The sequence below is a fragment of the Ensifer sp. Root127 genome (genome assembly GCF_001425225.1).
GTDB classification, from domain to species: domain Bacteria; phylum Pseudomonadota; class Alphaproteobacteria; order Rhizobiales; family Rhizobiaceae; genus Ensifer; species Ensifer canadensis.
Genome location: NZ_LMDX01000051.1, coordinates 91,489 through 114,169, shown reverse-complemented (window position 1 = coordinate 114,169; position 22,681 = coordinate 91,489). Strand labels below are relative to the sequence as shown.

The 22,681-nt window shown below is 62.1% G+C and carries 21 protein-coding genes; 15 read left to right on the top strand and 6 right to left on the bottom strand.

Features of this window, described 5'->3' with window-relative positions:
- The 12 genes from ASD03_RS31740 (at nucleotide 1) to ugpC (ending at nucleotide 14,783) form a co-directional block, all read left to right on the top strand.
- A complete protein-coding gene (locus ASD03_RS31740; RefSeq protein ID WP_057218115.1) occupies nucleotides 1–1,014 on the top strand; it encodes an ABC transporter ATP-binding protein in 1,014 nt (337 codons plus the stop codon).
- On the top strand, nucleotides 1,011–2,024 hold the full coding sequence (locus tag ASD03_RS31735; protein WP_082523801.1) for an oligopeptide/dipeptide ABC transporter ATP-binding protein: 1,014 nt from the start codon (nucleotides 1,011–1,013) through the stop codon (nucleotides 2,022–2,024). Before ASD03_RS31740 ends, ASD03_RS31735 begins: the two co-directional genes overlap by 4 nt.
- Nucleotides 2,025–2,052: 28 nt before the next feature.
- The gene (locus ASD03_RS31730) at nucleotides 2,053–3,855 is read left to right on the top strand and encodes an aminopeptidase P family protein (protein ID WP_025428619.1); all 1,803 of its coding nucleotides are present in this window, start codon (nucleotides 2,053–2,055) and stop codon (nucleotides 3,853–3,855) included.
- 226 nt (nucleotides 3,856–4,081) lie between these two features.
- On the top strand, nucleotides 4,082–4,813 hold the full coding sequence (locus ASD03_RS31725; RefSeq protein ID WP_038577837.1) for a DeoR family transcriptional regulator: 732 nt from the start codon (nucleotides 4,082–4,084) through the stop codon (nucleotides 4,811–4,813).
- Between the two features lie 178 nt (nucleotides 4,814–4,991).
- Entirely contained in the window at nucleotides 4,992–6,005 is a 1,014-nt protein-coding gene (gene deoC, locus ASD03_RS31720) for a deoxyribose-phosphate aldolase (RefSeq protein ID WP_025428620.1), read from the top strand.
- Between the two features lie 5 nt (nucleotides 6,006–6,010).
- Nucleotides 6,011–8,392 carry an aldehyde dehydrogenase family protein gene (locus ASD03_RS31715; RefSeq protein WP_057218113.1) on the top strand — a complete coding sequence of 794 codons (2,382 nt, stop codon included), beginning with the start codon at nucleotides 6,011–6,013 and terminating at the stop codon, nucleotides 8,390–8,392.
- A 154-nt stretch (nucleotides 8,393–8,546) separates the two neighbouring features.
- Nucleotides 8,547–9,002: an RbsD/FucU family protein gene (locus tag ASD03_RS31710; RefSeq protein ID WP_025428622.1), complete on the top strand. Its 456-nt coding sequence runs from the start codon at nucleotides 8,547–8,549 to the stop codon at nucleotides 9,000–9,002.
- Between the two features lie 121 nt (nucleotides 9,003–9,123).
- Nucleotides 9,124–10,056: a ribokinase gene (gene rbsK, locus ASD03_RS31705; RefSeq protein WP_025428623.1), complete on the top strand. Its 933-nt coding sequence runs from the start codon at nucleotides 9,124–9,126 to the stop codon at nucleotides 10,054–10,056.
- Nucleotides 10,053–10,931, top strand: coding sequence for a sugar ABC transporter permease (locus tag ASD03_RS31700; RefSeq protein ID WP_057218111.1), 879 nt, complete (start codon nucleotides 10,053–10,055; stop codon nucleotides 10,929–10,931). The genes rbsK and ASD03_RS31700 overlap by 4 nt, the downstream gene beginning before the upstream one ends.
- Nucleotides 10,928–11,956: a carbohydrate ABC transporter permease gene (locus tag ASD03_RS31695; protein WP_057218109.1), complete on the top strand. Its 1,029-nt coding sequence runs from the start codon at nucleotides 10,928–10,930 to the stop codon at nucleotides 11,954–11,956. The genes ASD03_RS31700 and ASD03_RS31695 overlap by 4 nt, the downstream gene beginning before the upstream one ends.
- Nucleotides 11,957–11,997: 41 nt before the next feature.
- Complete coding sequence (locus ASD03_RS31690) at nucleotides 11,998–13,452, top strand: extracellular solute-binding protein (protein WP_025428626.1); 1,455 nt, start codon at nucleotides 11,998–12,000, stop codon at nucleotides 13,450–13,452.
- 239 nt (nucleotides 13,453–13,691) lie between these two features.
- Nucleotides 13,692–14,783: a sn-glycerol-3-phosphate ABC transporter ATP-binding protein UgpC gene (gene ugpC, locus ASD03_RS31685; protein ID WP_025428627.1), complete on the top strand. Its 1,092-nt coding sequence runs from the start codon at nucleotides 13,692–13,694 to the stop codon at nucleotides 14,781–14,783.
- 46 nt (nucleotides 14,784–14,829) lie between these two features.
- Here the strand turns inward: ugpC and ASD03_RS31680 are convergent, their stop codons facing one another.
- Genes ASD03_RS31680 through ASD03_RS31660 form a run of 5 tightly spaced genes read right to left on the bottom strand, consistent with a single transcriptional unit; the run spans nucleotide 14,830 to nucleotide 18,838 of the window.
- Nucleotides 14,830–15,336, bottom strand: a complete 507-nt coding sequence (locus tag ASD03_RS31680; RefSeq protein ID WP_057218302.1) for a GAF domain-containing protein — start codon at nucleotides 15,334–15,336, stop codon at nucleotides 14,830–14,832.
- A gap of 21 nt (nucleotides 15,337–15,357) precedes the next feature.
- Nucleotides 15,358–16,098, bottom strand: a complete 741-nt coding sequence (locus ASD03_RS31675) for an ABC transporter ATP-binding protein (RefSeq protein WP_057218107.1) — start codon at nucleotides 16,096–16,098, stop codon at nucleotides 15,358–15,360.
- Nucleotides 16,095–16,928 (bottom strand): ABC transporter ATP-binding protein, encoded by an 834-nt coding sequence (locus ASD03_RS31670; RefSeq protein WP_025428630.1) that lies wholly within the window; start codon nucleotides 16,926–16,928, stop codon nucleotides 16,095–16,097. The genes ASD03_RS31675 and ASD03_RS31670 overlap by 4 nt, the downstream gene beginning before the upstream one ends.
- The gene (locus tag ASD03_RS31665; protein ID WP_025428631.1) at nucleotides 16,928–17,833 is read right to left on the bottom strand and encodes an ABC transporter permease; all 906 of its coding nucleotides are present in this window, start codon (nucleotides 17,831–17,833) and stop codon (nucleotides 16,928–16,930) included. The genes ASD03_RS31670 and ASD03_RS31665 overlap by 1 nt, the downstream gene beginning before the upstream one ends.
- A 12-nt stretch (nucleotides 17,834–17,845) precedes the next feature.
- On the bottom strand, nucleotides 17,846–18,838 hold the full coding sequence (locus tag ASD03_RS31660; protein WP_038578191.1) for an ABC transporter permease: 993 nt from the start codon (nucleotides 18,836–18,838) through the stop codon (nucleotides 17,846–17,848).
- A 204-nt stretch (nucleotides 18,839–19,042) separates the two neighbouring features.
- On the opposite strand from ASD03_RS31660, the gene ASD03_RS31655 reads away from it, so the two are divergent.
- From ASD03_RS31655 to ASD03_RS31645, 3 genes are all read left to right on the top strand, one after another.
- Nucleotides 19,043–19,729 (top strand): XRE family transcriptional regulator, encoded by a 687-nt coding sequence (locus ASD03_RS31655; RefSeq protein WP_025428633.1) that lies wholly within the window; start codon nucleotides 19,043–19,045, stop codon nucleotides 19,727–19,729.
- Between the two features lie 10 nt (nucleotides 19,730–19,739).
- Nucleotides 19,740–21,329: an ABC transporter substrate-binding protein gene (locus ASD03_RS31650; protein WP_057218105.1), complete on the top strand. Its 1,590-nt coding sequence runs from the start codon at nucleotides 19,740–19,742 to the stop codon at nucleotides 21,327–21,329.
- 249 nt (nucleotides 21,330–21,578) lie between these two features.
- Nucleotides 21,579–22,007, top strand: a complete 429-nt coding sequence (locus ASD03_RS31645) for an OsmC family protein (protein WP_057218103.1) — start codon at nucleotides 21,579–21,581, stop codon at nucleotides 22,005–22,007.
- A 124-nt stretch (nucleotides 22,008–22,131) separates the two neighbouring features.
- On the opposite strand, the gene ASD03_RS31640 is transcribed toward ASD03_RS31645, so the two are convergent.
- The gene (locus tag ASD03_RS31640; protein ID WP_057218102.1) at nucleotides 22,132–22,653 is read right to left on the bottom strand and encodes a hypothetical protein; all 522 of its coding nucleotides are present in this window, start codon (nucleotides 22,651–22,653) and stop codon (nucleotides 22,132–22,134) included.
- Between the last annotated feature and the right edge of the window lie 28 nt (nucleotides 22,654–22,681).

Below are 22,681 nucleotides of genomic sequence, written 5' to 3'. Positions count from 1 at the left end.
ATGAACCAACTCGAGAAAGAAACGGTTCTGGACGTCCGGCATCTGCGCACGGAATTCGGCCTGCCAGAGCGCCCTCTTGTTGCCGTCGACGATGTTTCGTTTCAGGTGCGGGCGGGGGAGATCCTTGGGCTTGTCGGCGAATCCGGCTCGGGCAAGAGCATCACCTTGCGCTCGATCCTCGGCATCGTGCGGCCACGCGGCCGCGTCGGCGGCGAAATCCTCTGGAAGGGCCGGGATCTGGTGCCGCTCGACGAGGGCGCGCTCAGACGGGTGCGTGGACGCGAGATCGCGATGATCTTTCAGGAGCCGATGTCGTCACTGAACCCGTTGTTGACCGTCGGTTTGCAGATATCGGAAAACCTTGCCGCCCATACCGATCTGGATGGGAAAGCCAGAAAGGCGCGCGCGATCGAACTGCTCGACATGGTCGGCATTCCCGCGGCGCGCAACAGGCTCGGCGATTACCCGCACGAGTTTTCCGGCGGTATGCGGCAACGGGTGATGATCGCCATCGCCCTTGCGTCCAACCCGAAGCTGCTGCTGGCCGATGAGCCGACGACGGCGCTGGACGTGACCATCCAGGATCAGATCCTACGGCTCATTCAGGCGCTCAGCCGCGACCTCGGCATGGCCGTGATCCTCGTCACCCACGACATGGGCGTGGTGGCGGAGACCTGCGATCGTGTAGTGGTGATGTATGGCGGCCGTCTTTGCGAGACAGGACCGACGGCTGATGTCATCGGCGACGCCCGGCATCCCTATTCCCTGGGACTTCTGCGCTCTATCCCGCGCGATGTCGCACCACGCACGCCGCTCTATTCCATCCCCGGAGCACCGCCGTCACTCAACGCCTTGCCGGCCGGTTGCGCGTTTACGGCACGCTGTCCCGTGGCCGGGCCGGAATGCCGGGATGTTCGCCCGAGCCTCGAAGCGATCGGACGGCTGCGCCAGGTCGCCTGCCACCACCGCGAGGAAGCCCTCGTTCATTTCAGCGCACGGGAGGCGGCGCAATGAGCCAATCGATGCAAGAAGCGGCCACGCCGCTACTTTCCATCCGCGACCTTTTCATGCGGTTCGAGAAGCGTCGCTCGCTGTCGGATACGCTTGCCGGTCGGCCGCGGCAGGTCGTCTCAGCGCTCAACGGCGTCGATCTCGACGTGATGCCGGCCGAAACGCTGGGGATCGTCGGCGAGTCCGGTTGCGGCAAGTCGACGCTTGCGCGCTGTATCGCCGGTCTTCACCGGCCGACATCGGGCGATATCCGTTTCGAAGGCGAGAGTGTCATCGACCTCAAGGGCGCCAGGCGACGCGGCTACAACAAGCGCGTCCAGATGATGTTCCAGGATCCCTATACCTCGCTCAATCCGCGCATGACCGTGCGCGATACTCTGCGCGAGGCGATCACTGTCCATCGCATGCGCGAGGGCGCCGGCGTCGACCGCCGTGTCGACGAACTGCTCGACCTTGTGCGGCTGCCTGATGGCGCAGCCGACAAGTATCCGCACGAGTTTTCCGGCGGCCAGCGCCAACGCATCGGCATCGCGCGGGCACTCTCGCTGGAGCCGACCTGCCTTGTTGCCGATGAGCTCGTCTCCGCGCTCGACGTGTCCGTTCAGGCGCAGGTCGTCAATCTGCTGCTGGAACTGCAGGACAATCTGGGGCTGACGGTGCTCTTTGTTGCCCATGACCTCAGGCTGGTGCGCCATGTCTCCCATCGCGTGGCGGTGATCTATCTCGGCGCCATCGTCGAGATCGGGCCGTCGGAGGCGCTGTTTTCCAAGCCGATGCACCCGTACTCGCAAGCCCTGCTGGCCGCGGCCCCGTCGCTCGACCCGACGGAGCGGCGCAGGGCGCCAGCCCTGTCGGGTGAGTTGCCGAGCCCGCTCGACATTCCGCCCGGCTGCCCCTTCCACGTCCGCTGCCCGCACGCAACCGAGCTTTGCCGCCGGGAAAAGCCGGCACTGCGGCCGGTCGGCAACGGCATGACCGCCTGTCACTTCGCCGAAACGATCGGCGGCGCGTGAAGACAAATAGTCAATAGGGAAAGACCACATGACATCGAAAGACAGGCTGGAGGCTTCCGGCCGGATCGAGGCCCTGCGCCGCAAACTCGACGAGCAGGGGCTGGACGGCTACGTCGTCCCGCGGTTCGACGAACATCAGGGCGAGTATTGTGCGCCCCATGACAACAGGCTCGCTTTTGTCACCGGCTTCACCGGTTCTGCCGGCGTTGCGATCGTCATGCGCGACCGCGCGGCAATCTTCGTCGACGGTCGCTATCAGGTGCAGGTTCGCCAAGAGATTGATGCCGACAGCTTCGCCATCGAGCATTTCTACGACGCACCGCTCAAGGACTGGCTGCGGAAGAACCTGCGCAAGGGCGAACGCGTCGGCTTCAATTCGATGCTGCTGCCGTCGACCTGGGACATGGATTGCGGCCAATCGGTTGTCGCCGCTGGCGCCGAGTGGGTCGCCGTAACCGATGATCTCGTCGATGCGATCTGGTCGGACCAGCCCGAACGCCCGCTTGGCAACGTGATGGCCCTGTCGCGCGACTATGCCGGCGAAAGCGTCGCCGACAAGAAGCGCCGCATTGGCCAGATGCTGGCGGAGCAAGGCGCCGACGTGCTGATCGAGGCGCAGCCCGACAACATCGCCTGGTTCCTGAATGTTCGCGGCCGTGACATAGCGTTCAACCCAATGCCGCAATCCTTCATGATCGCCGACAGGGACGGCCGGGTCGAATGGCTCGTCGACCACCGCAAGCTGCCCAATGACCTCTCGGACTTCGAACTCGACGGCGTGACGATGTCCGAGCCGGAGGTGTTGCTCGACCGCGTCCGGACCGCTGCCGCCGGGCGGGTGGCGCTCGTCGATGCCGGCTTTGCCCCATCGGCGGTCGCCCATGCGACGCGCGAGGCTGGCGGCAGCGTGCGCCTTTTGCGCAGCCCGATCACGCTTGCCAAGATGCTGAAGAATCCCGTTGAACTCCAGGGCTTTCGCGATTGCCATCGCCATGATGGTGCTGCGTGGATCAGGTTCTTCGCATGGCTGGAGGCCAATGCGGCCAAGCGCGAGAAGGACGGGCGCCCGGTGACCGAACTGGAGGCGGAGGATCGTATTCTCGCCCTTCGGCAGATGGAGGAGACCTTCGTCGAGCCGAGCTTCCGCTCGATCTCGGCGGCCGCCGGCCATGCCGCCATGTGCCACTATGCGGCCAGCGCCAAGAGCGATGCGCCGATCACCTCGCAAGGCATCTATCTGCTCGATTCAGGTGGGCAGTATTTTACCGGCACGACGGACGCGACGCGCACGACCGCGATCGGAGCTGTCAGCGATGAAGTGCGCCGCACCTATACGGCGGTCCTCAAGGGGCTGATCTCCATGGTCTCGCTCAAATTCCCGAAGGGGACCTACGGCCATCACCTCGACGCCTTCGCGCGCCGGCCGCTTTGGGACCTCGGGCTCGACTATGATCATGGCACCGGTCACGGTGTCGGCCACTTCCTGTCGGTGCACGAGCAGCCGCAGCGTTTCGACCGGCGCGTCAACGAGATCGAATTGCGGCCGGGCATGGTGACGACCATCGAGCCTGGCTATTACAAGGCTGGGGAATACGGCATCCGCATCGAGAACCAGGTGGAAGTGATCGACGACGGCGATGGTTTCATGAGCTTCCGCAGCCTGACGTTGGTGCCGATCGATCTGCGGCTCGCGGATATCAGCCTGCTGAGCGAAACTGAGCGGCAGTGGATCGACACCTACCATTGGCGTGTAGCCAAGACCATGGAAGGGGTGTTCGATCCGGAGACCGCAGCGTGGCTGGCAGCGCGTACCGCGCCGATCGCCAGCTAGCCGAGCGAAAAGCGGCGGCGGGTTTCTTTGATCTACCGCCGTCGGCATTCTCAAAGCGACAATTTTCGACGACGGAGGCTTGCATTGCGGTCTCCGTCGTCTGCTTTTGCCGGGTCGTGTGAAGTTACTTGCCGAATAACGACACTTTGTGATAATTGTCACAAATTGTGTTCGGCCATCTCTGCTGTGATGTTTTGGCTCGAACGACCGGACAGACGGAACGATTATGGCCAGCCGCAAGACAGCCCGCATCATTCAACTCGCCGACGCGCTCTCCGGCCGTCGCGTTCTTCATCTGCGCGATGCCGCTGCCTTGCTCGGGGTTTCCGAGATGACCATCCGGCGGGATGTCGCCGATAATCCCGGGCAATTCACCTTCCTCGGCGGCCACATCGTGCCTGCGGGCGAGATCGATGGCGATATGCCCTATGAGCTGGCGCGCGAGGCCGACAGTCATGCAGCGGCAAAACGCGAGGCCTGTGTCCATGCGGCGCAGCACATTCGTCCGGACGAAACCATCTTTATCGATTGCGGTACGACGCTCGAGTATCTGGTCGATCTCATTCCGGACAATTATTCAATTACTGCAGTCTGTTACTCGTTAAATGTTGCTGACAGGCTGACGCGAAAACCCAATGTCCGCATCGTCATGCTCGGCGGTGTCTATCATCCGGCCTCGGCGTCGTTCTCGGGGAATTCTGGGCTGGAAACGCTCGATTTGCTTGGGATCAATGTCGCCTTTCTCTCGGCCGCAGGCGTGGACCCGGGACGTGGTGCAACCTGCGTGCATTTTCATGAGGTGGCGGTGAAGCAGAAGGTGATCTCGCTCGCGCGCGAAAGCCACCTCGTTGTCGACCTGAGCAAGATCGGCAAGCTGAAGCCCGCATTCTTTGCACCGATGAACGTCTTTCGTTCGGTGATCACCGAGGACGGCGACACGCGCATTCCGGTGATCTGAGACCTCGCCAAAAAATGGCAGCATTTCACCGAAACGCGATAGGTCGCTTGACACGTCGCGTTTCTGGTGGAATGCTAACAAAAATACGATAGAAAAATAACAAAATGAGAATCGCCGCCGACACGGGTAACAGCCGTGCTATCGTGCCGCGATGTCAGGGAGTTCGAGGAGCAATCGCTTGGAAGACCTTGCTGTGAAGAATGTGGCCGCGAAAGCCGTGGCACCTGTGGCCGCTGGCCATAACTGGCCGCGCAACGATGGCATGGAGCTTGATCTCGGCTGGGTTGTCGACCAGCGTGTCAACCTTTCGGCTGCCGAACGACGCGTCTCGACGCTGCCTGGTCGCCGGACGGTGAAGAAGGACGCGCAGGCCGCCTGGCTGCTGAAGGCCGTGACCTGCATCGACCTGACGACGCTCAACGGCGACGACACGACCGAACGCGTCAAGCGGCTCTGTGCCAAGGCGCGCCAGCCGGTTCGCCAGGACATTCTCGATGCGCTTGGCATGGGCAGTCGCGGTATCACCACCGGCGCCGTCTGCGTCTATCATCGTTTCGTTTCGACCGCCGTCGACGCGCTTGAAGGTTCGGGCATTCCGGTTGCCGCCGTCTCCACCGGTTTTCCTGCCGGCCTCATTCCGCATGACGTCAAGCTGCGCGAGATCGAGGCTTCGGTTGCCGATGGCGCCAAGGAAATCGACATCGTCATTACCCGCGAGCATGTGCTGACCGGCAATTGGCAGGCTCTCTATGACGAGATGCGCGACTTCCGCGCCGCCTGCGGCGATGCGCATGTCAAGGCGATCCTGGCGACCGGCGACCTGAAGACGCTGCGCAATGTGGCCCGCGCTTCGCTCGTCTGCATGATGGCGGGCGCCGATTTCATCAAGACCTCCACCGGCAAGGAAGGCGTCAACGCCACCCTTCTGGTGACGCTGGTGATGCTGCGCATGATCCGCGCCTATCAGGAACGCACCGGCATCAAGGTGGGCTACAAGCCGGCCGGCGGCATCTCGGCCGCCAAGGATATCCTCAACTACCAGTTCCTGATGAAGGACGAACTCGGTCGTGAGTGGCTGGAGCCGGACCTTTTCCGCGTCGGCGCATCGAGCCTCCTCGGCGATATCGAACGCCAGCTGGAGCATCACGTGACCGGCGCCTACTCGGCCCTCAACCGACACCCGATTGGATGATCCCGATGACAGTCGCAAGGTATTTTGACGAAATGTCCTATGGTCCCGCACCGGAAGCCGACACCGAAGCTCGCCAGTGGCTGGCGCGCCACAAAGGCGAGTTCGGCCACTTCATCAACGGTGCTTTTGTCGCGTCTTCCTCCGGCAAGGCCTTCGAAACCTTTGAACCCGCAACCGGCGCTCTTCTGGCAAAGGTCGCCCTGGGTAGCGCCAAGGACGTGGACGACGCGGTCGCGGCGGCACGAAAGGCGCAAGGGTCCTGGGCCAAGCTGCCGGGCCATGCACGTGCCCGCCACCTCTATGCCCTTGCCCGCATGATCCAGCGCCATGCGCGGTTGATCGCGGTGGTCGAGGCGATCGACAACGGCAAGCCGATCCGTGAAACGCGCGACATCGACATTCCGCTGGCCGCCCGCCACTTCTACCACCACGCCGGCTGGGCGCAGCTGCAGGAAACCGAGTTTGCCGATCAGGTGCCGGTTGGCGTCGTCGGTCAGGTCATCCCGTGGAATTTTCCGTTCCTGATGCTCGCCTGGAAGGTCGCGCCGGCCCTGGCGCTGGGCAACACGGTCATCCTCAAGCCGGCCGAGTTCACGCCGCTGACGGCCTTGCTTTTCGCGGAACTTGCCGCTGCAGCCGGACTGCCTGCCGGCGTGCTGAACGTCGTGACCGGCGAAGGCGAAACAGGCGCGCTGATCGTCGAGCATGCGGATATCGACAAGATCGCCTTCACCGGCTCGACGGAGGTCGGCCGCCTGATCCGCGAAAAGACGGCTGGTACCGGCAAATCGCTGACGCTTGAGCTCGGCGGCAAGTCGCCTTTCATTGTTTTTGACGACGCTGATATCGATGGCGCCGTTGAAGGTGTGGTAGACGCGATCTGGTTCAACCAGGGCCAGGTCTGCTGTGCCGGTTCCCGACTTCTGGTGCAGGAAGGCGTCGCTCCGCTCTTTTACGAGCGCCTGACGCGGCGCATGCAGACCCTGCGCGTCGGCCATCCGCTCGACAAGGCGATCGATATGGCGGCGATTGTTGCGCCGGTGCAGTTGCAGCGCATCGAGAGCCTGGTCGCCAAGGGCGTCGCCGAAGGCGCGAAGCTTCACCAGCCGAAGATCGAGCTGCCGAAGGGCGGCAGCTTCTATCCGCCGACCTTGCTCACCAACGTGCAGCCGACTTCGATCGTCGCGACCGAGGAAATCTTCGGACCCGTCGCCGTGTCGATGACCTTCCGCACGCCGGAGGAGGCAATCCAGCTCGCCAACCATTCGCGCTACGGCCTGGCCGCAAGCGTTTGGAGCGAAACGATCGGCCTGGCGCTGAACGTCGCAGCCAAGCTTGCGGCCGGCGTCGTCTGGGTCAATGCCACCAATCTCTTTGACGCTGCGGCCGGTTTTGGCGGCAAGCGTGAATCCGGCTTCGGCCGCGAGGGCGGCCGCGAAGGCTGCTACGAATATCTGAAGCCCAAGGCCTGGGTCGGTCGCAAGCTGCGTGCAGCACCGGCAGAACCGGTGTTGAAGCAGGCGTCCGGCGATTTCTCGCTGCCGTCGCTCGATCGCACGGCCAAGCTTTTCATCGGCGGCAAGCAGGCGCGCCCGGATGGCAACTATTCGCGCCCTGTCCTTTCGCCGAAGGGCAAAGTGCTCGGCGAGGTCGGTGAGGGCAACCGCAAGGATATCCGCAACGCCGTCGTTGCGGCGCATGCGGCCTCCGGCTGGGCGTCGGCGACGTCGCATAATCGTGCACAGATCCTCTATTACGTCGCCGAAAACCTGAGCGGCCGGGCGGATGAATTTGCAGACCGTATCGTCGCGATGACCGGCGCCTCGGCAGCCAACGCGAAGGCAGAGGTCGAGGCTTCGATCTCTCGGCTCTTCAGCTACGGCGCCTGGGCCGACAAATACGAGGGCGTGGTCCATCAGCCGCCGCTGCGCGGCGTCGCGCTTGCCATGCCCGAAGCGATCGGTGTCGTCGGTGTCGTCTGCCCGACGGAAGCGCCGCTGCTCGGCTTCATCAGTCTGGTGGCACCGTTGATCGCTACCGGCAACCGCGTCGTTGCGGTTCCAAGCGAACAGCACCCGTTGGCAGCGACGGACTTCTACTCGATCCTCGAGACGTCCGATGTTCCGGCGGGGGTCATCAACATCGTCACGGGCTCGGCGATGGAGCTGGCAAAAACGCTGGCAAGCCACAACGACGTCGACGCGCTCTGGGCCTTCGGCACGCAGGAGCTTTCGACAATGGTCGAAAAGCTCTCGGCAGGGAACCTGAAGCGGACCTTTGTCGACAATGGCAAGGCGACCGACTGGTTCGATCGCTCCGCAGAAGGACAAGCCTATCTGCGCCGCGCCACCGACGTCAAAAACATCTGGATCCCTTACGGCGAGTAAGGGATCCCCATCTCGGGGCGGGGGGAGCCGGCTCGAGAATGCAGCGACTGCAACGTTGCATGGTTAGATTTGGGAGAGCGTGGCGCCGACATGGCGGCACGCAGTTTCACGCCACTCGGGAGCATGCGAGCGGGCGTCTGGAGGAGGGTTGTCTATGCTGAAAAATCTGGACCCGGCGCTCAATGCCGATGTTCTGCACGCGCTTCGTTCCATGGGGCACGGTGATACACTGGTCATCTCCGACACCAATTTCCCATCCGATGCGATCGCCAGGCAGACCACGCTCGGCAAGCTTTTGCGGATCGACAACGTATCTGCTGCACGCGCCGTGAAGGCGGTCCTGTCGGTATTGCCGCTCGACACGCCGTTGCAGCCTTCGGCCGGGCGCATGGAGATCATGGGGGCGCCGACGGAAATTCCCGGCGTGCAACAGGAGGTCCAGGCCGAAATCGACCGCGCCGAGGGCAAGCCTGCGCCGATGTACGGCATCGAACGCTTTGCGTTTTATGAGGAAGCCAAGAAGGCCTATTGCGTCATAACCACCGGCGAGACGCGCTTCTATGGCTGCTTCCTTTTCACCAAGGGCGTCATTCCACCGGAAACGGCCTAGCTGACCATACGTTAGCCTAAGCATCAGCCGCCTGAGCTGATCGTCGTAAGATCTTGAAGTTGTGAAATTTAGCTGGATCTCCGCTTCGTCCTTCGTCGCGGCCTGACCAGGGGAGGCAGGAATGAAGGTTGGTGTTTCGATCCTGGGGATCTTCGTGGCCGATACGGCCTATCTGGCGCGGCGCATGCCCGTTGTCGGCGAAACGATTACCGGCAGCGGCTTTTCGGTCGGGCCGGGTGGCAAGGGGTCGAACCAGGCCGTCGCCGCAGCGCGGGCGGGCAGTCAGGTTTCCTTCATCTCGAAAATCGGGCGCGATACCTTCGGCGAGATGGCGCTTCGTACCTATGCCGAGGCAGGCGTGACACCCAAGATCGTCCAGATGGACGACCTTCCGACCGGTGCGGCCTTCATCTACGTCAACGACCAGAATGGCGAGAACGCGATCATCGTCTATCCCGGTGCGGCCGGGTCGATCGGTATCGACGATGTCGAGGCGGCGCGAGAAACGATCGAAGGATCGCGCATCTTCGTCACGCAGCTGGAGCAGCCTGCGGCTGCCGCCCAGCGAGCGCTCGAAATCGCACATGCGGCAGGTGTCGTCACCGTCTTCAATCCGGCGCCGGCGGAACCCTTCCCGGATGCGATCTACCCGCTTTGCGATTACATCGTGCCGAACGAGACCGAAGCGGCAGCGCTGGTCGGATTTGCTCTTGCCACGGCCGACGATGCGCGGCGGGCAGGTGACGCCCTTCTGAAGAAGGGCGCAAAGTCCGCGTTGATCACTCTCGGCGAACGGGGCGTCCTTCTCCACAGTGAGAGCCAGTCCGTTTTCGTCCCGGCGATGGCAAGCGGCGCGGTTATCGACACGACCGGTGCGGGCGATGCCTTCGTCGGCGGGTTCTCGGCGGCACTGGCGCGGGGATTGGCCCCGGTTGAGGCAGCACGCTTCGGCTGCGCGACGGCCGGGATCTCGGTTACCCGCCGCGGCACAGCACCTGCCATGCCGACCCTTGCGGAGATAGAGGCTCTACTTGGGCGAGGGGCGGCCGCATGACCACGCGCAACGACCCGATCAAGCACTTTTTCATCTGGCCGGCTCTCATCATCGTCCTGGTGATTTCCATCTTTCCGTTGATCTATTCGCTGACCACCAGTTTCATGAGCATGCGTCTGGTGCCGCCGATGCCGGCGCGTTTCGTCGGTTTTGGCAACTATGCGGATCTCTTACAGAACCCACGCTTCTGGCATGTTGCGGGCACGACCACGCTGATCGCGTTCATCTCCGTCGGCCTGCAATATGTGATCGGCCTTTCCGTCGCGCTTGCGCTTAATTCCCGTGTGCCGGGCGAGGGCATCTTTCGCGTCAGCTTTCTATTGCCGATGCTGGTGGCCCCGGTTGCTGTGGCGCTGATCGCCCGTCAGGTTCTCAATCCGACGATGGGTCCGCTCAACGAGTTGATGAGTGCTCTCGGTTTTCCCAATTTGCCGTTCCTGACGCAGACGAGTTGGGCGCTCGGGTCGATTATCGCCGTCGAGGTCTGGCAATGGACGCCTTTTGTCATTCTGATGCTGCTGGCCGGGCTGCAGACGCTGCCCGATGACGTCTACGAGGCCGCGGCGCTGGAGAACGCGACACCCTGGCAACAGTTCCGCGACATCACCTTTCCGATGCTGCTGCCGATCTCTGTTGCTGTCGTCTTCATCCGGCTGATCGAAAGCTACAAGATTATCGACACGGTCTTCGTGATGACGGGCGGCGGGCCTGGAATCTCGACCGAAACGCTGACGCTCTTTGCCTATCAGGAGGGCTTCAAGAAATTCAATCTCGGCTACACCTCGGCGCTGTCGTTTCTGTTCCTGATCGTCATCACGGTGATCGGCCTCGTCTATCTCGCCATCCTCAAGCCGTATCTGGAGAAGCACAAATGAGCGTGCGCACCCTCAAGGGGAAACGGCGTTGGGTCGCGCTCGGCGGTTGCCTCATCTGGCTCGCCATTACTTTCTTCCCGCTCTATTGGGTCCTGATCACGTCGTTCAAGACGCCGATCGCCGTCGTCGGCGGGCCGACCTATCTGCCCTTCGTCGATTTCGAGCCGAGCCTCACGGCCTGGCGCGAACTTCTGTCCGGCCAGCGTGGCCAGTTCTACAACACCTTCCTGGCCTCGACGATCATCGGCCTTTCAGCGTCTGTCCTCGCGACAGGCATCGGCGCGATGGCAGCTTATGCGCTGGTGCGCTTTACCTTCCGCTTCCGGCTGGCCTCCGCCCTAATCTTCGTCGTCATCGCCTTCGGCGGCTTCCTGCTCGGTCGCAATGTGCTCGGCTTCGGGCAGGGGATCTCGCTGATCTACGCCTTCATCGCCGCCTTGGCGCTGGCGGTGTTCTCAAGTCGCTTCCGGTTGCCGGGGCCTGAACTCGGCAACAACGACATCGTCTTCTGGTTCGTCAGCCAGCGCATGTTCCCGCCAATCGTTGCCGCCTTCGCGCTCTATCTGATGTACACCGAAATGGGCAAGCTCGGCTTCAAGCTGGTCGATAGCTATATCGGCCTGACCTTCGCCTATGTCGCCTTCTCGCTGCCGATCGTCATCTGGCTGATGCGCGATTTCTTCGAAGCGCTGCCAGTCGAAGTCGAAGAGGCGGCCATGGTCGACAACGTTCCGTCCTGGCGGATTTTCTTCGGCATCGTTCTGCCGATGTCGAAGCCGGGGTTGATCGCGACTTTCATGATCACGCTAGCCTTCGTCTGGAACGAGTTCCTGTTCGCGCTGTTCCTGACCAATTCGAGATGGCAGACGCTGCCGATCCTCGTGGCTGGTCAGAACAGCCAGCGCGGCGACGAGTGGTGGGCAATCTCCGCCGCCGCGCTGGTGGCGATCATTCCGATGATGGTCATGGCCGGGCTGTTGAGCCGGCTCATGCGCTCCGGTCTGCTGCTGGGGGCGATCAAATAACGACCTGTTTTTCGGCAAGAATTCATTCAAGGGAGGAAAGAATGAGGAAACTGCTACTGACATCAGCGTCGCTGGGTGTCCTTGCCATGGCAAGCACCGGCACGGCACTCGCCTGCGACCCCGATTATTCCGGCGTCGAACTGACGGCGACCACGCAGACCGGGCCTTATATCGCGTCCGCGCTGCAACTTGCGGCCAAGGGTTGGGAGGAAAAGACCTGCGGCAAGGTAAAGGTGGTCGAGTTTCCGTGGTCGGAACTCTATCCGAAAATCGTTACGTCGTTGACATCGGGCGAAGATGCCTTTGACGTCATCGCCTTTGCGCCGGCTTGGGCGCCGGACTTTACCGATTTCCTGTCGGAAATGCCCGCCGACATGCAGAAAGGCGCCGACTGGGAGGATATCGCACCGGTCTATCGCGAACAGTTGATGGTCTGGAACGGCAAGATCCTGTCACAGACGATGGATGGTGACGCCCATACTTACAGCTATCGTATCGACCTGTTCGAGAATGCCGACAACCAGAAGGCCTTCAAGGCGAAATACGGCTACGATCTGGCGCCGCCGAAGACCTGGAAGCAGTATCTCGACATCGCCGAATATTTCAACCAGCCCTCCAACAACCTGTGGGGAACGGCCGAAGCCTTCCGCCGCGGCGGCCAGCAGTTCTGGTTCCTCTTCAGCCACGTTGCCGGCTACACCAGCCATCCCGACAATCCAGGCGGCATGTTCTTCGATCCGGACACGATGGATGCGCAGGTCAACAATCCCGGCTGGGTCCGCGGCCTCGAGGAATATATCCGCGCCTCGAAGCTCGCTCCGCCGAATGCCCTGAACTTCTCTTTCGGCGAAGTGAACGCGGCGTTTGCCGGCGGCCAGGTTGCCGAGTCGATCGGCTGGGGCGATACCGGCGTTATCGGCGCCGACCCGAAGCAGTCGAAGGTGGCAGGCAATGTCGGCTCGGCGTCCTTGCCGGGTTCGGACGAGGTCTGGAACTACAAGACCAAGAAGTGGGACAAGTTCGACCACGTCGTGCAGACCTCCTTCATGGCGTTCGGCGGCTGGCAGGCGGCGGTACCCGCATCGTCGACCAAGCAGGAAGCGGCCTGGAACTACATTCAGTATCTGTCGAGCCCTGCCGTCTCCGGCCAGGCGGCGATCACCGGCGGTACCGGCGTCAATCCCTATCGCATCTCCCACACGACCAATGTCGATCTCTGGTCGAAGATCTTCTCCGAGCGTGAAGCCAAGGAGTACCTGGGCGCGCAGAAGGAGGCGGTGACCGCGAAGAACATCGCGCTCGACATGCGTTTGCCGGGCTATTTCTCCTACACCGAAGTGCTTGAAATCGAACTTTCCAAGGCACTTGCCGGCGAAGTCACACCGCAACAGGCGCTTGATAGCGTCGCTGAGCAGTGGAACAAGCTGACGGACGAATTCGGTCGTGACAAGCAGCTTGCTGCCTATCGCGCATCGATGGGCCTGCCACAGAAATAGGATGAGCCAGCGCCCGCTCCGAAGTGACCGGGGCGGGTTTCTCGATATCTGCGGCCGGGGCGCACCGTCCCGGTTGCAGCTACGCTACAGCGCCGCGCGTCAGATATGGCGCACTAAAGACGCTGTGGCGCTTGAAACCTGCTGCATAAAGTTCTCCTCAGATCGATGTCGATTTGAGGGATTATGCAGTATCCCGGTCGCTTTTCGCGCCGGCTATCGTCAGCAGAAAAGGCGTCAGCATGTCCCAGGTCCGGTTGGAGCAGATCACCAAGTCCTTCGGTAACATCACCGTCATCCCGCCGCTCGATCTTGAAATCGCCGACCGGGAGTTCGTCGTTCTCGTCGGGCCGTCCGGTTGCGGCAAGACGACCACCCTGCGCATGATTGCCGGCCTTGAGACGGCATCTTCGGGCACGGTGCGGATCGGCGAGCGTGACGTCACCGATTTACGCCCGGGCCTGCGCAATTGCTCGATGGTGTTCCAGAATTACGCGCTCTACCCGCATATGACGGTGGCCGAGAACATCGGCTACGGCATGAAGGTGCGGGGCACTTCGAAGGCCGACATCGAAAAATCCGTCGCCGAGGCGGCCCGTATTCTCAATCTCGGCGCCTACCTCAATCGCAAGCCGAGCGCCCTTTCCGGTGGCCAGCGCCAGCGCGTCGCCATCGGTCGCGCGATCGTCCGCCAGCCCGATGTTTTCCTGTTCGATGAACCGCTGTCGAACCTCGACGCCAAGCTGCGCATTGAAATGCGCACGGAAATCAAGCTGTTGCATCGACGTCTTCAGACGACTGCCGTCTACGTGACCCACGATCAGGTCGAGGCCATGACCATGGCCGACCGCGTCGTCGTCATGAATCAGGGACGCATCGAACAGGCCGCCGATCCGATCACCCTCTACGAGGCGCCGAGCAATCTGTTCGTCGCGGCATTCATCGGCGCGCCGAGCATGAATTTCGTCGAGGGAACGCTCGAGCGCGGCGACGGCGGGCTATGGTTCAAGGCGGATGGTGGCATCGCAGCCAGGATACCAGACACACGAGCCGAGAAACTCGGCGCTTTCATCGGTCAGGCCGTCGTGCTTGGCATTCGCCCGGAGCACACGATGGCGTCGGACGTCGATGCGCCGAAGCTCTCCGTGCAGGTACGCGATATCGAGCCCCTGGGGCCGCACACACTGGCGCTCGGCAAGGTCGGTCAGGCAGCGTTCACCGCACAGATCCACGCGGCATCGCGGGTCAGGCCGGACGACACGATCGAGGTCCCGATCGAGACGCAGAAGATGCACTTCTTCCTGAAGCAGACCGGCATGGCGATCGGTCGCTGAGGCAAAGGCGTGGCCGAGGGCAATCGATGCCCCCGGCCACGACATGTCAGTTCTTGGCCGAGCGAGCGGCGGCAAGGAAAGCCAGCTTGGCCGGCAGTTCCAGATGCTTCGACAGGGCAACGCGCTCGGGCGTGTAATGATGTTCGACGTCGAGGCAGTTGACGGTTCCGAGCAGTTCGCCACCGACAACGACGGGGATGTTGGCGACCGATCCGCAGCCGAGTGCCCAGATCGTTTCGTGGTCGCCGAATACCTTGGAGATGTCGACAATCGTATTGGCGACGAAGGTCTGATGCGCCTTGTGCACGATGTCGAACCAGCTGTCGTAGCGGATCGGCTTGGTGCCGGAGGTCGGGTATTCCTCCGGATGCGATGTATAGGCGCGACGGGCGACTTCGTTGACCATGTCGACGGTCATGATCGTGAAGAGCTTGGCGCCGATCACCTGGCGGCAAAGCGTCTGAAGCGCGCCCCATACGGCGTCCGCGTCGATGTCCTTGGCAATCGCCGCGTCGAATTCAGTCAACGCGGCAGCGATCTGTTCACTGTTCATCATAAGTCCTTGGAATGTTGATTAGTTCGCGTGCGCTGCGCTGATGTGCATCAGTTCGCGCGAATAGGGGTCCTTGAGGTCGCCACGCTTGAGGTCGGCGACATCGGCCACTTCGACGATGCGGCCCTGCCGCATCACTGCCAGCCGGTCGCAAAGGAAGGAAACGACTGGAAGGTTGTGGGTGACCATGAGGAAAGTCAGGTTCTGTTCCTGCCGCAAACGCTTGAGCAGGTTCAGGATTTCCGCCTGTACCGACACGTCGAGTGCCGAGGTAGGCTCATCGAGCAACAGCACCTTCGGCTTCAACATCAGTGCACGCGCAATGGCGACACGCTGGCGCTGGCCGCCGGAGAGCTGGTGCGGAAAGCGGAAGCGGAATTTCCGGTCGAGGCCAACGGCGGACATCACCTCTTCGATACGGGCACTGCGATCGCCGATGCCGTGAATGGTCAGCGCTTCGCCGAGCGTGGCATCGACGGTCTTGCGCGGATGCAGCGAGCCGTAGGGATCCTGAAACACCATCTGGCACTGACGGGAGAAGGCCCGGTCGATGCCGTGGCTGCGCGGTTTGCCGAAGACGTTGATTTCGCCGGTCCACTCGGGAGCCAGGCCGGCGATTGCCTTCAGCACCGTCGACTTGCCCGAGCCGCTCTCGCCGACGAGCGCAAAGCTTTCGCCATCGGCAATCTCGAGATTGACGTCGTGCGTGATGTGCGCGTCGCCGTAGAAGATGTCGAGGTTCTTGAGGGAAAGCGCCGTCATTTCTTTGCCCATGCGCTGCGGTCGAGCACGGGAAGCTCGGTCCGGGTTTCGTCGAGACGCGGGATCGAAGCGATCAGACCACGGGTATAGGGGTGTTTGGCATTCATCAATTCGCCCGCCTTGCACTCTTCCACGACCTCGCCGGTGTTCATCACCAGGATCCGGTCGCAGTAGCTCGAAACAAGGTTGAGGTCGTGGCTGATGAAGATCAGGCCCATGCCCTTGCGCTTGACCAGTTCGTCGATGATGTCGAGGACCTGTGCCTGCACCGAGACGTCGAGCGCCGAAGTCGGTTCGTCGGCGATCAGGAGGTCGGGTTCCGGGATCAGCATCATTGCGATCATGACGCGCTGGCCCATGCCGCCGGAAACTTCGTGCGGGTAAAGTTTCGCAACGCGCTCCGGGTCGGCGATCCGGACCGATTCCAGCATGGTCAGAACGCGGTTGTTCACTTCGCGGCGCGGCATACGCTGATGCGTCAGCAAGGCCTCGGCGATCTGTTCGCCGATCGTCATCACCGGGTTCAGCGAGAACTTCGGGTCCTGCATCACCATCGAGATGCGGGCGCCGCGGATCGGGCGCATCTGCCGTTCGGAGCGTGTCAGCAGGTCGATGCCGTCGAAGGTCAGCTTGTCTGCCGTTACCCGGCCCGGTGCGCGCACCAGTTTCAGGATCGAGCGGCCGGTCATCGACTTTCCCGAACCGCTCTCGCCGACGATCCCAAGGCGTTCGCGGCCGAGCGTGAAGGAGAGGCCACGGACGACCTCAAGGTCGCCGCGCGGCGTCGGGAAGGTGACGCGCAGGTTTTCGATTTCGAGAAGCGGGTTCATCAGCGTTGCTCCCCGCTCTTCGGATCGAGCACATCGCGCAGACCGTCTCCAAGGAAGCAGAAGCCGAGGCTGACGAGGATGATGGCAAAGCCTGGCATGGTTGCCACCCACCACTGGTCGAGAATGAAGGAACGGCCGCGCGAGATCATCGCACCCCATTCGGGAAGCGGCGGCTGGGCGCCCAGCCCGATAAAGCCGAGACCGGCTGCCGTCAGGATGATGCCCGCCATATCGAGCGTGACGCGCACGATCATCGACGATGTGCAGAGCGGCAGGACGTGACCAAGATTGACCCGAAGGCTCGACGCACCGAGCAGGCGCACGGCCGAGATGAATTCCGAGTTCTTGAAGGTCATCGTCTCGGCACGGGCGACGCGGGCGTAGCCGGGCCACGACGTTATGGCGATGGCGATGATCGCGTTTTCGATGCCCGGCCCGAGAGCCGCGACAAAGGCAAGCGCCAGGATCAGCTTGGGCAGCGACAGGAAAATGTCGGTGATGCCCATGAGGATGCGGTCGACCCATCCGCCGAAATAGCCGGCTGCAACACCGATCACCAGGCCGGCAGGTGCTGCAAGCACGGCAACCAGCGTCACGATCGCCAGCGTGATACGTGCACCATAGACGACGCGCGACCAGATATCGCGGCCGAGTTCGTCGGTTCCCATCCAATGCTCGGCACTTGGCGGCAGCAGGCGCTCGCCGAGTGCCTGGCGAAGCGGATCATGCGTCGCGATCCAGGGTGCGAACAGTGCGGTCAACACGAGCACCAGGATGATGATCGCGCCGACCACGGCGAGCGGATTGTGCATCAGCGCGCCGAAAATCCGGTAGAACCTGCCAAGGCGCGCTTGCATCGGCGAGGCGGGGCTGTCGTCGATCAGCCAGTCGCGAAGTGTTGTCATGTCCGCTTCTCCCTAGCGCGCACGCGGATCGAGCACGCGATAGAGCACGTCCGATATCTTGTTGATGCCGATGAAGACCGCGCCGATCACCAGGGTCGAGCCGAGGACGGCCGCCATGTCGGCGTTGAGCAGGGCGACGGTCAGGTAGTTGCCGATGCCGGGCCACGAAAAGATCGTCTCGATCATCACGGAGCCTTCGAGCAGGCCGGCATAGGAAAGCCCTATGACGGTGATCAGCGGCACGCGGATCGGGCGGAAGGCATGGCGCCAGATCACGAGCCGTTCCGGAACGCCCTTGACCCGCGCCGTCGTCACATATTCTTGGCTCAACTGATCGAGCATGAAGGACCGTGTCATGCGGGCGATATAGGCAAGCGAGAAGAAGCCGAGGCAGGACGCCGGCAGGATGAGATGCCAGACCGCGTTGCGGAAGATCTCCCAGTCGCCGGCGATGATGCTGTCGACGAGGATAAGGCCGGTGATCGGGGTGACGACGCCGTCGTAGAAGATATCGACCCGACCAGGGCCGCCGACCCATTTCAGCTTCGCGTAGAAGACGGCGAGCCCGACGAGGCCGAGCCAGAAGGCCGGCACCGAATAACCGAGCAGGCCGACGACGCGGATGCCCTGATCGAGCCAGGAGCCGCGGCGGCTTGCGGCGACGACGCCGAGCGGCACGCCGATCAGTACGCCGAGGATGATGCCGAGCGTCGCCATCTCCAGCGTCGCCGGGAAGACCCGGGCGAGATCCTCGATCACCGGCTTGCCGGTTGATACTGCCGTGCCGAAGTTGCCGGTGACCACATCGCCGACATAGCTGACGAACTGGGCGGCCAGCGGTCGATCGAGACCCATTTCCTCGCGGACGCGCTCATAGACGGCGACGGGGGCACGGTCGCCGACGACGGCGAGCACTGGGTCGATCGGCACGATGCGGCCGATGAAGAAGGTGATTGCGAGCAGCCCGATGAAGGTCACGCCAAGCGTGACGAGAAAGCCAAGCAGCGAAAAAAGGCGCCGTCTGCCCGGGCTTTGTGCCCCGGCGCGGCGCGTCGGCGCGGGCGCTGTAGTCGTGTTGTTGTTTGCCACGTGGCGATTCCATCCCTCGTTCGCTTGCGGTCGCGGCTGTCGATAGCGCAAGAATTCGCTTGGAGTATATAAATAAGTTTGCTTAAATCAAAAAAATTTTACTGGTGAGGAGAATCCATTGTGACCGTGCCATCTGAGGATGCAGAGACCGCATCCGCCAGGGCCGCGACTGCGGGCCAGCCGCGGATCGGCGCGCTGTTGCGTGCGCGCCGGCGGCAGATGCATATGACGCTGCAGGCGCTGAGCGATGCTGCGGGGGTATCGGTTGGCTATCTCAGCCAGATCGAGCGCGATCTCGCCATGCCTTCCCTCGGCACGCTTGCGCAGATCGCCCAGGGGCTGAACGCCGAGCTCAACCACTTCATCCTGGCACCGGCGATCGATACCGGTCTGTCACGCGCCAGCGAGCGCATGGTCTTTTCCGTCGGCGGCTCGCCGGTGTCCTATGAGCGGATCGGTGCGGACTTTGCCGGGAACCAGCTATCCAGCTTCGTCATCACCATCCCCGCCGGACACCGCTCGGAGGTGTTCAGCCATGAGGGCGAGGAACTGGTGTACGTCCTGCAGGGCGAAATCCTGTTCGGTCTCGATGACGACGAGACCACACTTACCCCCGGCGACGGCCTGCATTTTCGGGGTATCCAGCCACACTACTGGTGGAACAAGACGGATCGGCCCGTCCGGCTGATCTGGACCGGCACCCTGCCTCTGTTCCGATCCCGTACACCCTTGCCCAACGAGACCGGTATGCCTCAGGCAACCCCCAAGCCGGCGACGACAACAAAAACCAAACCTCATCGAAAATAGGAGAGCGATGATGAGAATGTTCAAGGCCGCGGTTTTCGCGGCATCCCTTATGCTGAGCGTGGCTCCGGCAGCTTTGGCGGAGACCCCGGCCGAAGTGCTGGTGGTTGCCCAGAACATCGACGATATCGTCAGCATCGATCCGGCCGAAGCCTACGAGTTTTCGTCCGGCGAATATGTGACGCAGACCTATGACCGTTTGGTGCAATATGATGCGCCCGACGTCCTGAAGCTTTCGCCTGGTCTTGCCAGCGAATGGACCGCCGACGATGCGGCAAAGACGATCACCTTCACCCTGCGAGATGGCGTCACCTTCTCCTCCGGCAACCCGCTGCGTGGCGAAGATGTTGTCTACTCCTTCAAGCGCGTCGTCGCGCTCAACAAGGCGCCTGCCTTCATCCTGACGCAGCTCGGCTGGACACCTGAAAATATCGACAAGATGGTGACTGCCGACGGCAACAAGGTCACGATCAAGTATGAAGGCGACTTCTCGTCGGCGTTCGTACTCAACGTTCTGGCGGCACGTCCGGCCTCGGTCGTCGACGCGGAAGCCGTCAAGGCGAACGAAGCCGACGGCGACTACGGCAATGCCTGGCTCAAGGCGAACTCGGCCGGTTCCGGCCCGTTCGTGCTCAAGGCTTTCCGCGCCGGGGAACTTCTGAACCTGCAGAGCAACCCGAACTATTTCGGCGGCGCTCCGGCCATCAAGGGCGTGATCATCCGTCACGTTGCGGAAGCCGCAACCCAGCAGCTGATGCTTGAAACCGGCGACGTCGACATGGCGAAGAACCTGACGCCCGACCAGGTCGCAAGCCTTGGGGCCAAGAGCGGCATGAAGGTCGAATCCTACCCACAGGCGGCCGTCCACTTCCTGTCGTTCAACCAGAAGGCCGCAGCCCTGCAGCCGCCAGCCGTCTGGGAAGCAGCCCGTTATCTCGTCGACTACAAGGGCATGACTGACAGCTTCCTGAAGGGCCAGATGGAGGTCCACCAGGCCTTCTGGCCGAAGGGCTTCCCGGGCTCGCTTGACGAGACGCCTTATACCTACGATGTCGAAAAGGCGAAGAAGATCCTTGCCGATGCCGGCATCCAGACGCCGATCAAGGTGACGCTCGATGTTATCAACTCGACGCCGTTCACCGACATGGCACAGTCGCTGCAGGCTTCCTTCGCCGAAGCCGGCATCAACTTCGACATCATCCCGGGAACCGGCAGCCAGGTCATCACCAAGTACCGTGCCCGTACGCATGAGGCCATGCTGCTCTATTGGGGCCCTGATTTCATGGACCCGCACTCGAACGCCAAGGCCTTCGCCTATAACGAAGACAATGCGGACGACAAGTATCAGTCGACGACCACATGGCGTAACGGCTGGGCAGTCCCGGCAGAGCTCAACGAAGCGACGAAAGCTGCGTTGAAGGAAGCCGATCCGGCCAAGCGTTCGGCGCTCTATGTCGATCTGCAGCGCAAGGTGCAGGAAACGTCACCGATCGTGATCATGTTCCAGGCCGCAACTCAGGTTGCGATGAAGGACAAGGTCGAAGGTTACGTCAACGGCGCCACCTCCGACTTCGTCTTCTACCGCCTCGTCAAGAAGAACTGATTCCTGTGCGCGCTCACTTGCGCCAGCGACTGGGCGCGGACATATCAGAGCCGTGGGCCACTACCGCATGTTTCCTTAAATCGCATCCGATTTAAGGACAAAAACATGCAATAATTCAAAGTGCTACAGCGACCTTTGCGCGTCTGAAAAGACGCGCGGCGCTGTAGTGGCCCACGGCACCACGGCCGAATCGGGACTTCTGCGTAGTGGCTGAACCCGTTTCTGCGAACATTGGAGAAGGCGAGTAAAATGGCAGACGTGAAGGTAAGGACGCGAGAAACAGGCGCCACGGCAGTGGTGGGCAGGACCGGCTTTCCGCACGTGACTTCGGTTACCGGCGGCGAACTGGATATCGTGACGGGCCCGTCGCAGCCGGGCTACGGACCGCTTGACCTGCTCTATGCTTCGCTCGCCAGCTGCCTGGTATTGAGCGCCCGCATAGCCGCCAGCCGATTTGGCGTCCTCGACCGGCTGACTGAAGTCAGCGCCAAGGTAACGGGCGAGAAGGCGCATGACGAACCGTCACGCATCGCCAAATTCGACATTCTGTTCGACATCAAGGGTGACTTCGATGAGGCGACGCGGCATGCGATTGCCGAGGCCGCCGAAAACGAAATCTGCACCGTTAGCAACACCTTGCGCGGCAATCCGGAATTCACCACCCGATACGCGGATTGATCCGCCTTCCTGCTGCATACGTCCTTAGGTCGGAAACGAGTCGAGGCGAAAATTATGCAATGGAGCGACAGCGCCTTTCGGGCGCTGTCATGTGGTTCGATTAGGCCATGAACCACGGCTGATTTCAGTCCATGAACGGCGCCAATTCCGCATCGAATTCGACTTCAACCACATTGTTGAACAGCGCCGTTGCGACCATGATCCCGGCAAACGCCACGAGGTTGACGAGTGCCGCATGGTCATAGCGCGCTTTCAACCCATCCCAGATTTCCGCAGGCACCGCATTCGAATTGGCGACGATCGCCCGGCCGAAGTCGATCAGCCGCTGCTCGTCCGAGGTCGGCACGATCGAATGAAAGTCGACGCCGGAATTGGCAAAGGCGCGGCGGAAAAAACCCATCGCGATCGGCGATTTCATCGCCTCGGAGATCGCATGCGACAGCAGCCAGATTGCCCGGTCGTCGAGCGCCGGTCGCAACTCCTCTCTGAGCGTGAACCATTCCGCATAGATCCGGTGGGCTGTGGGCGAATGCAGCAGCGTACGCTTCATGTTGGTCATGCGGCCGCGAACGCGGATCTCTTCGTCATGGGCGGAACGGATAACGTCGGAAGCGGTGTCGTAATCGATCTGGGGAATGTGGCTCACGGTCTTGCCTGTGTTTGAGAGGGCGCGA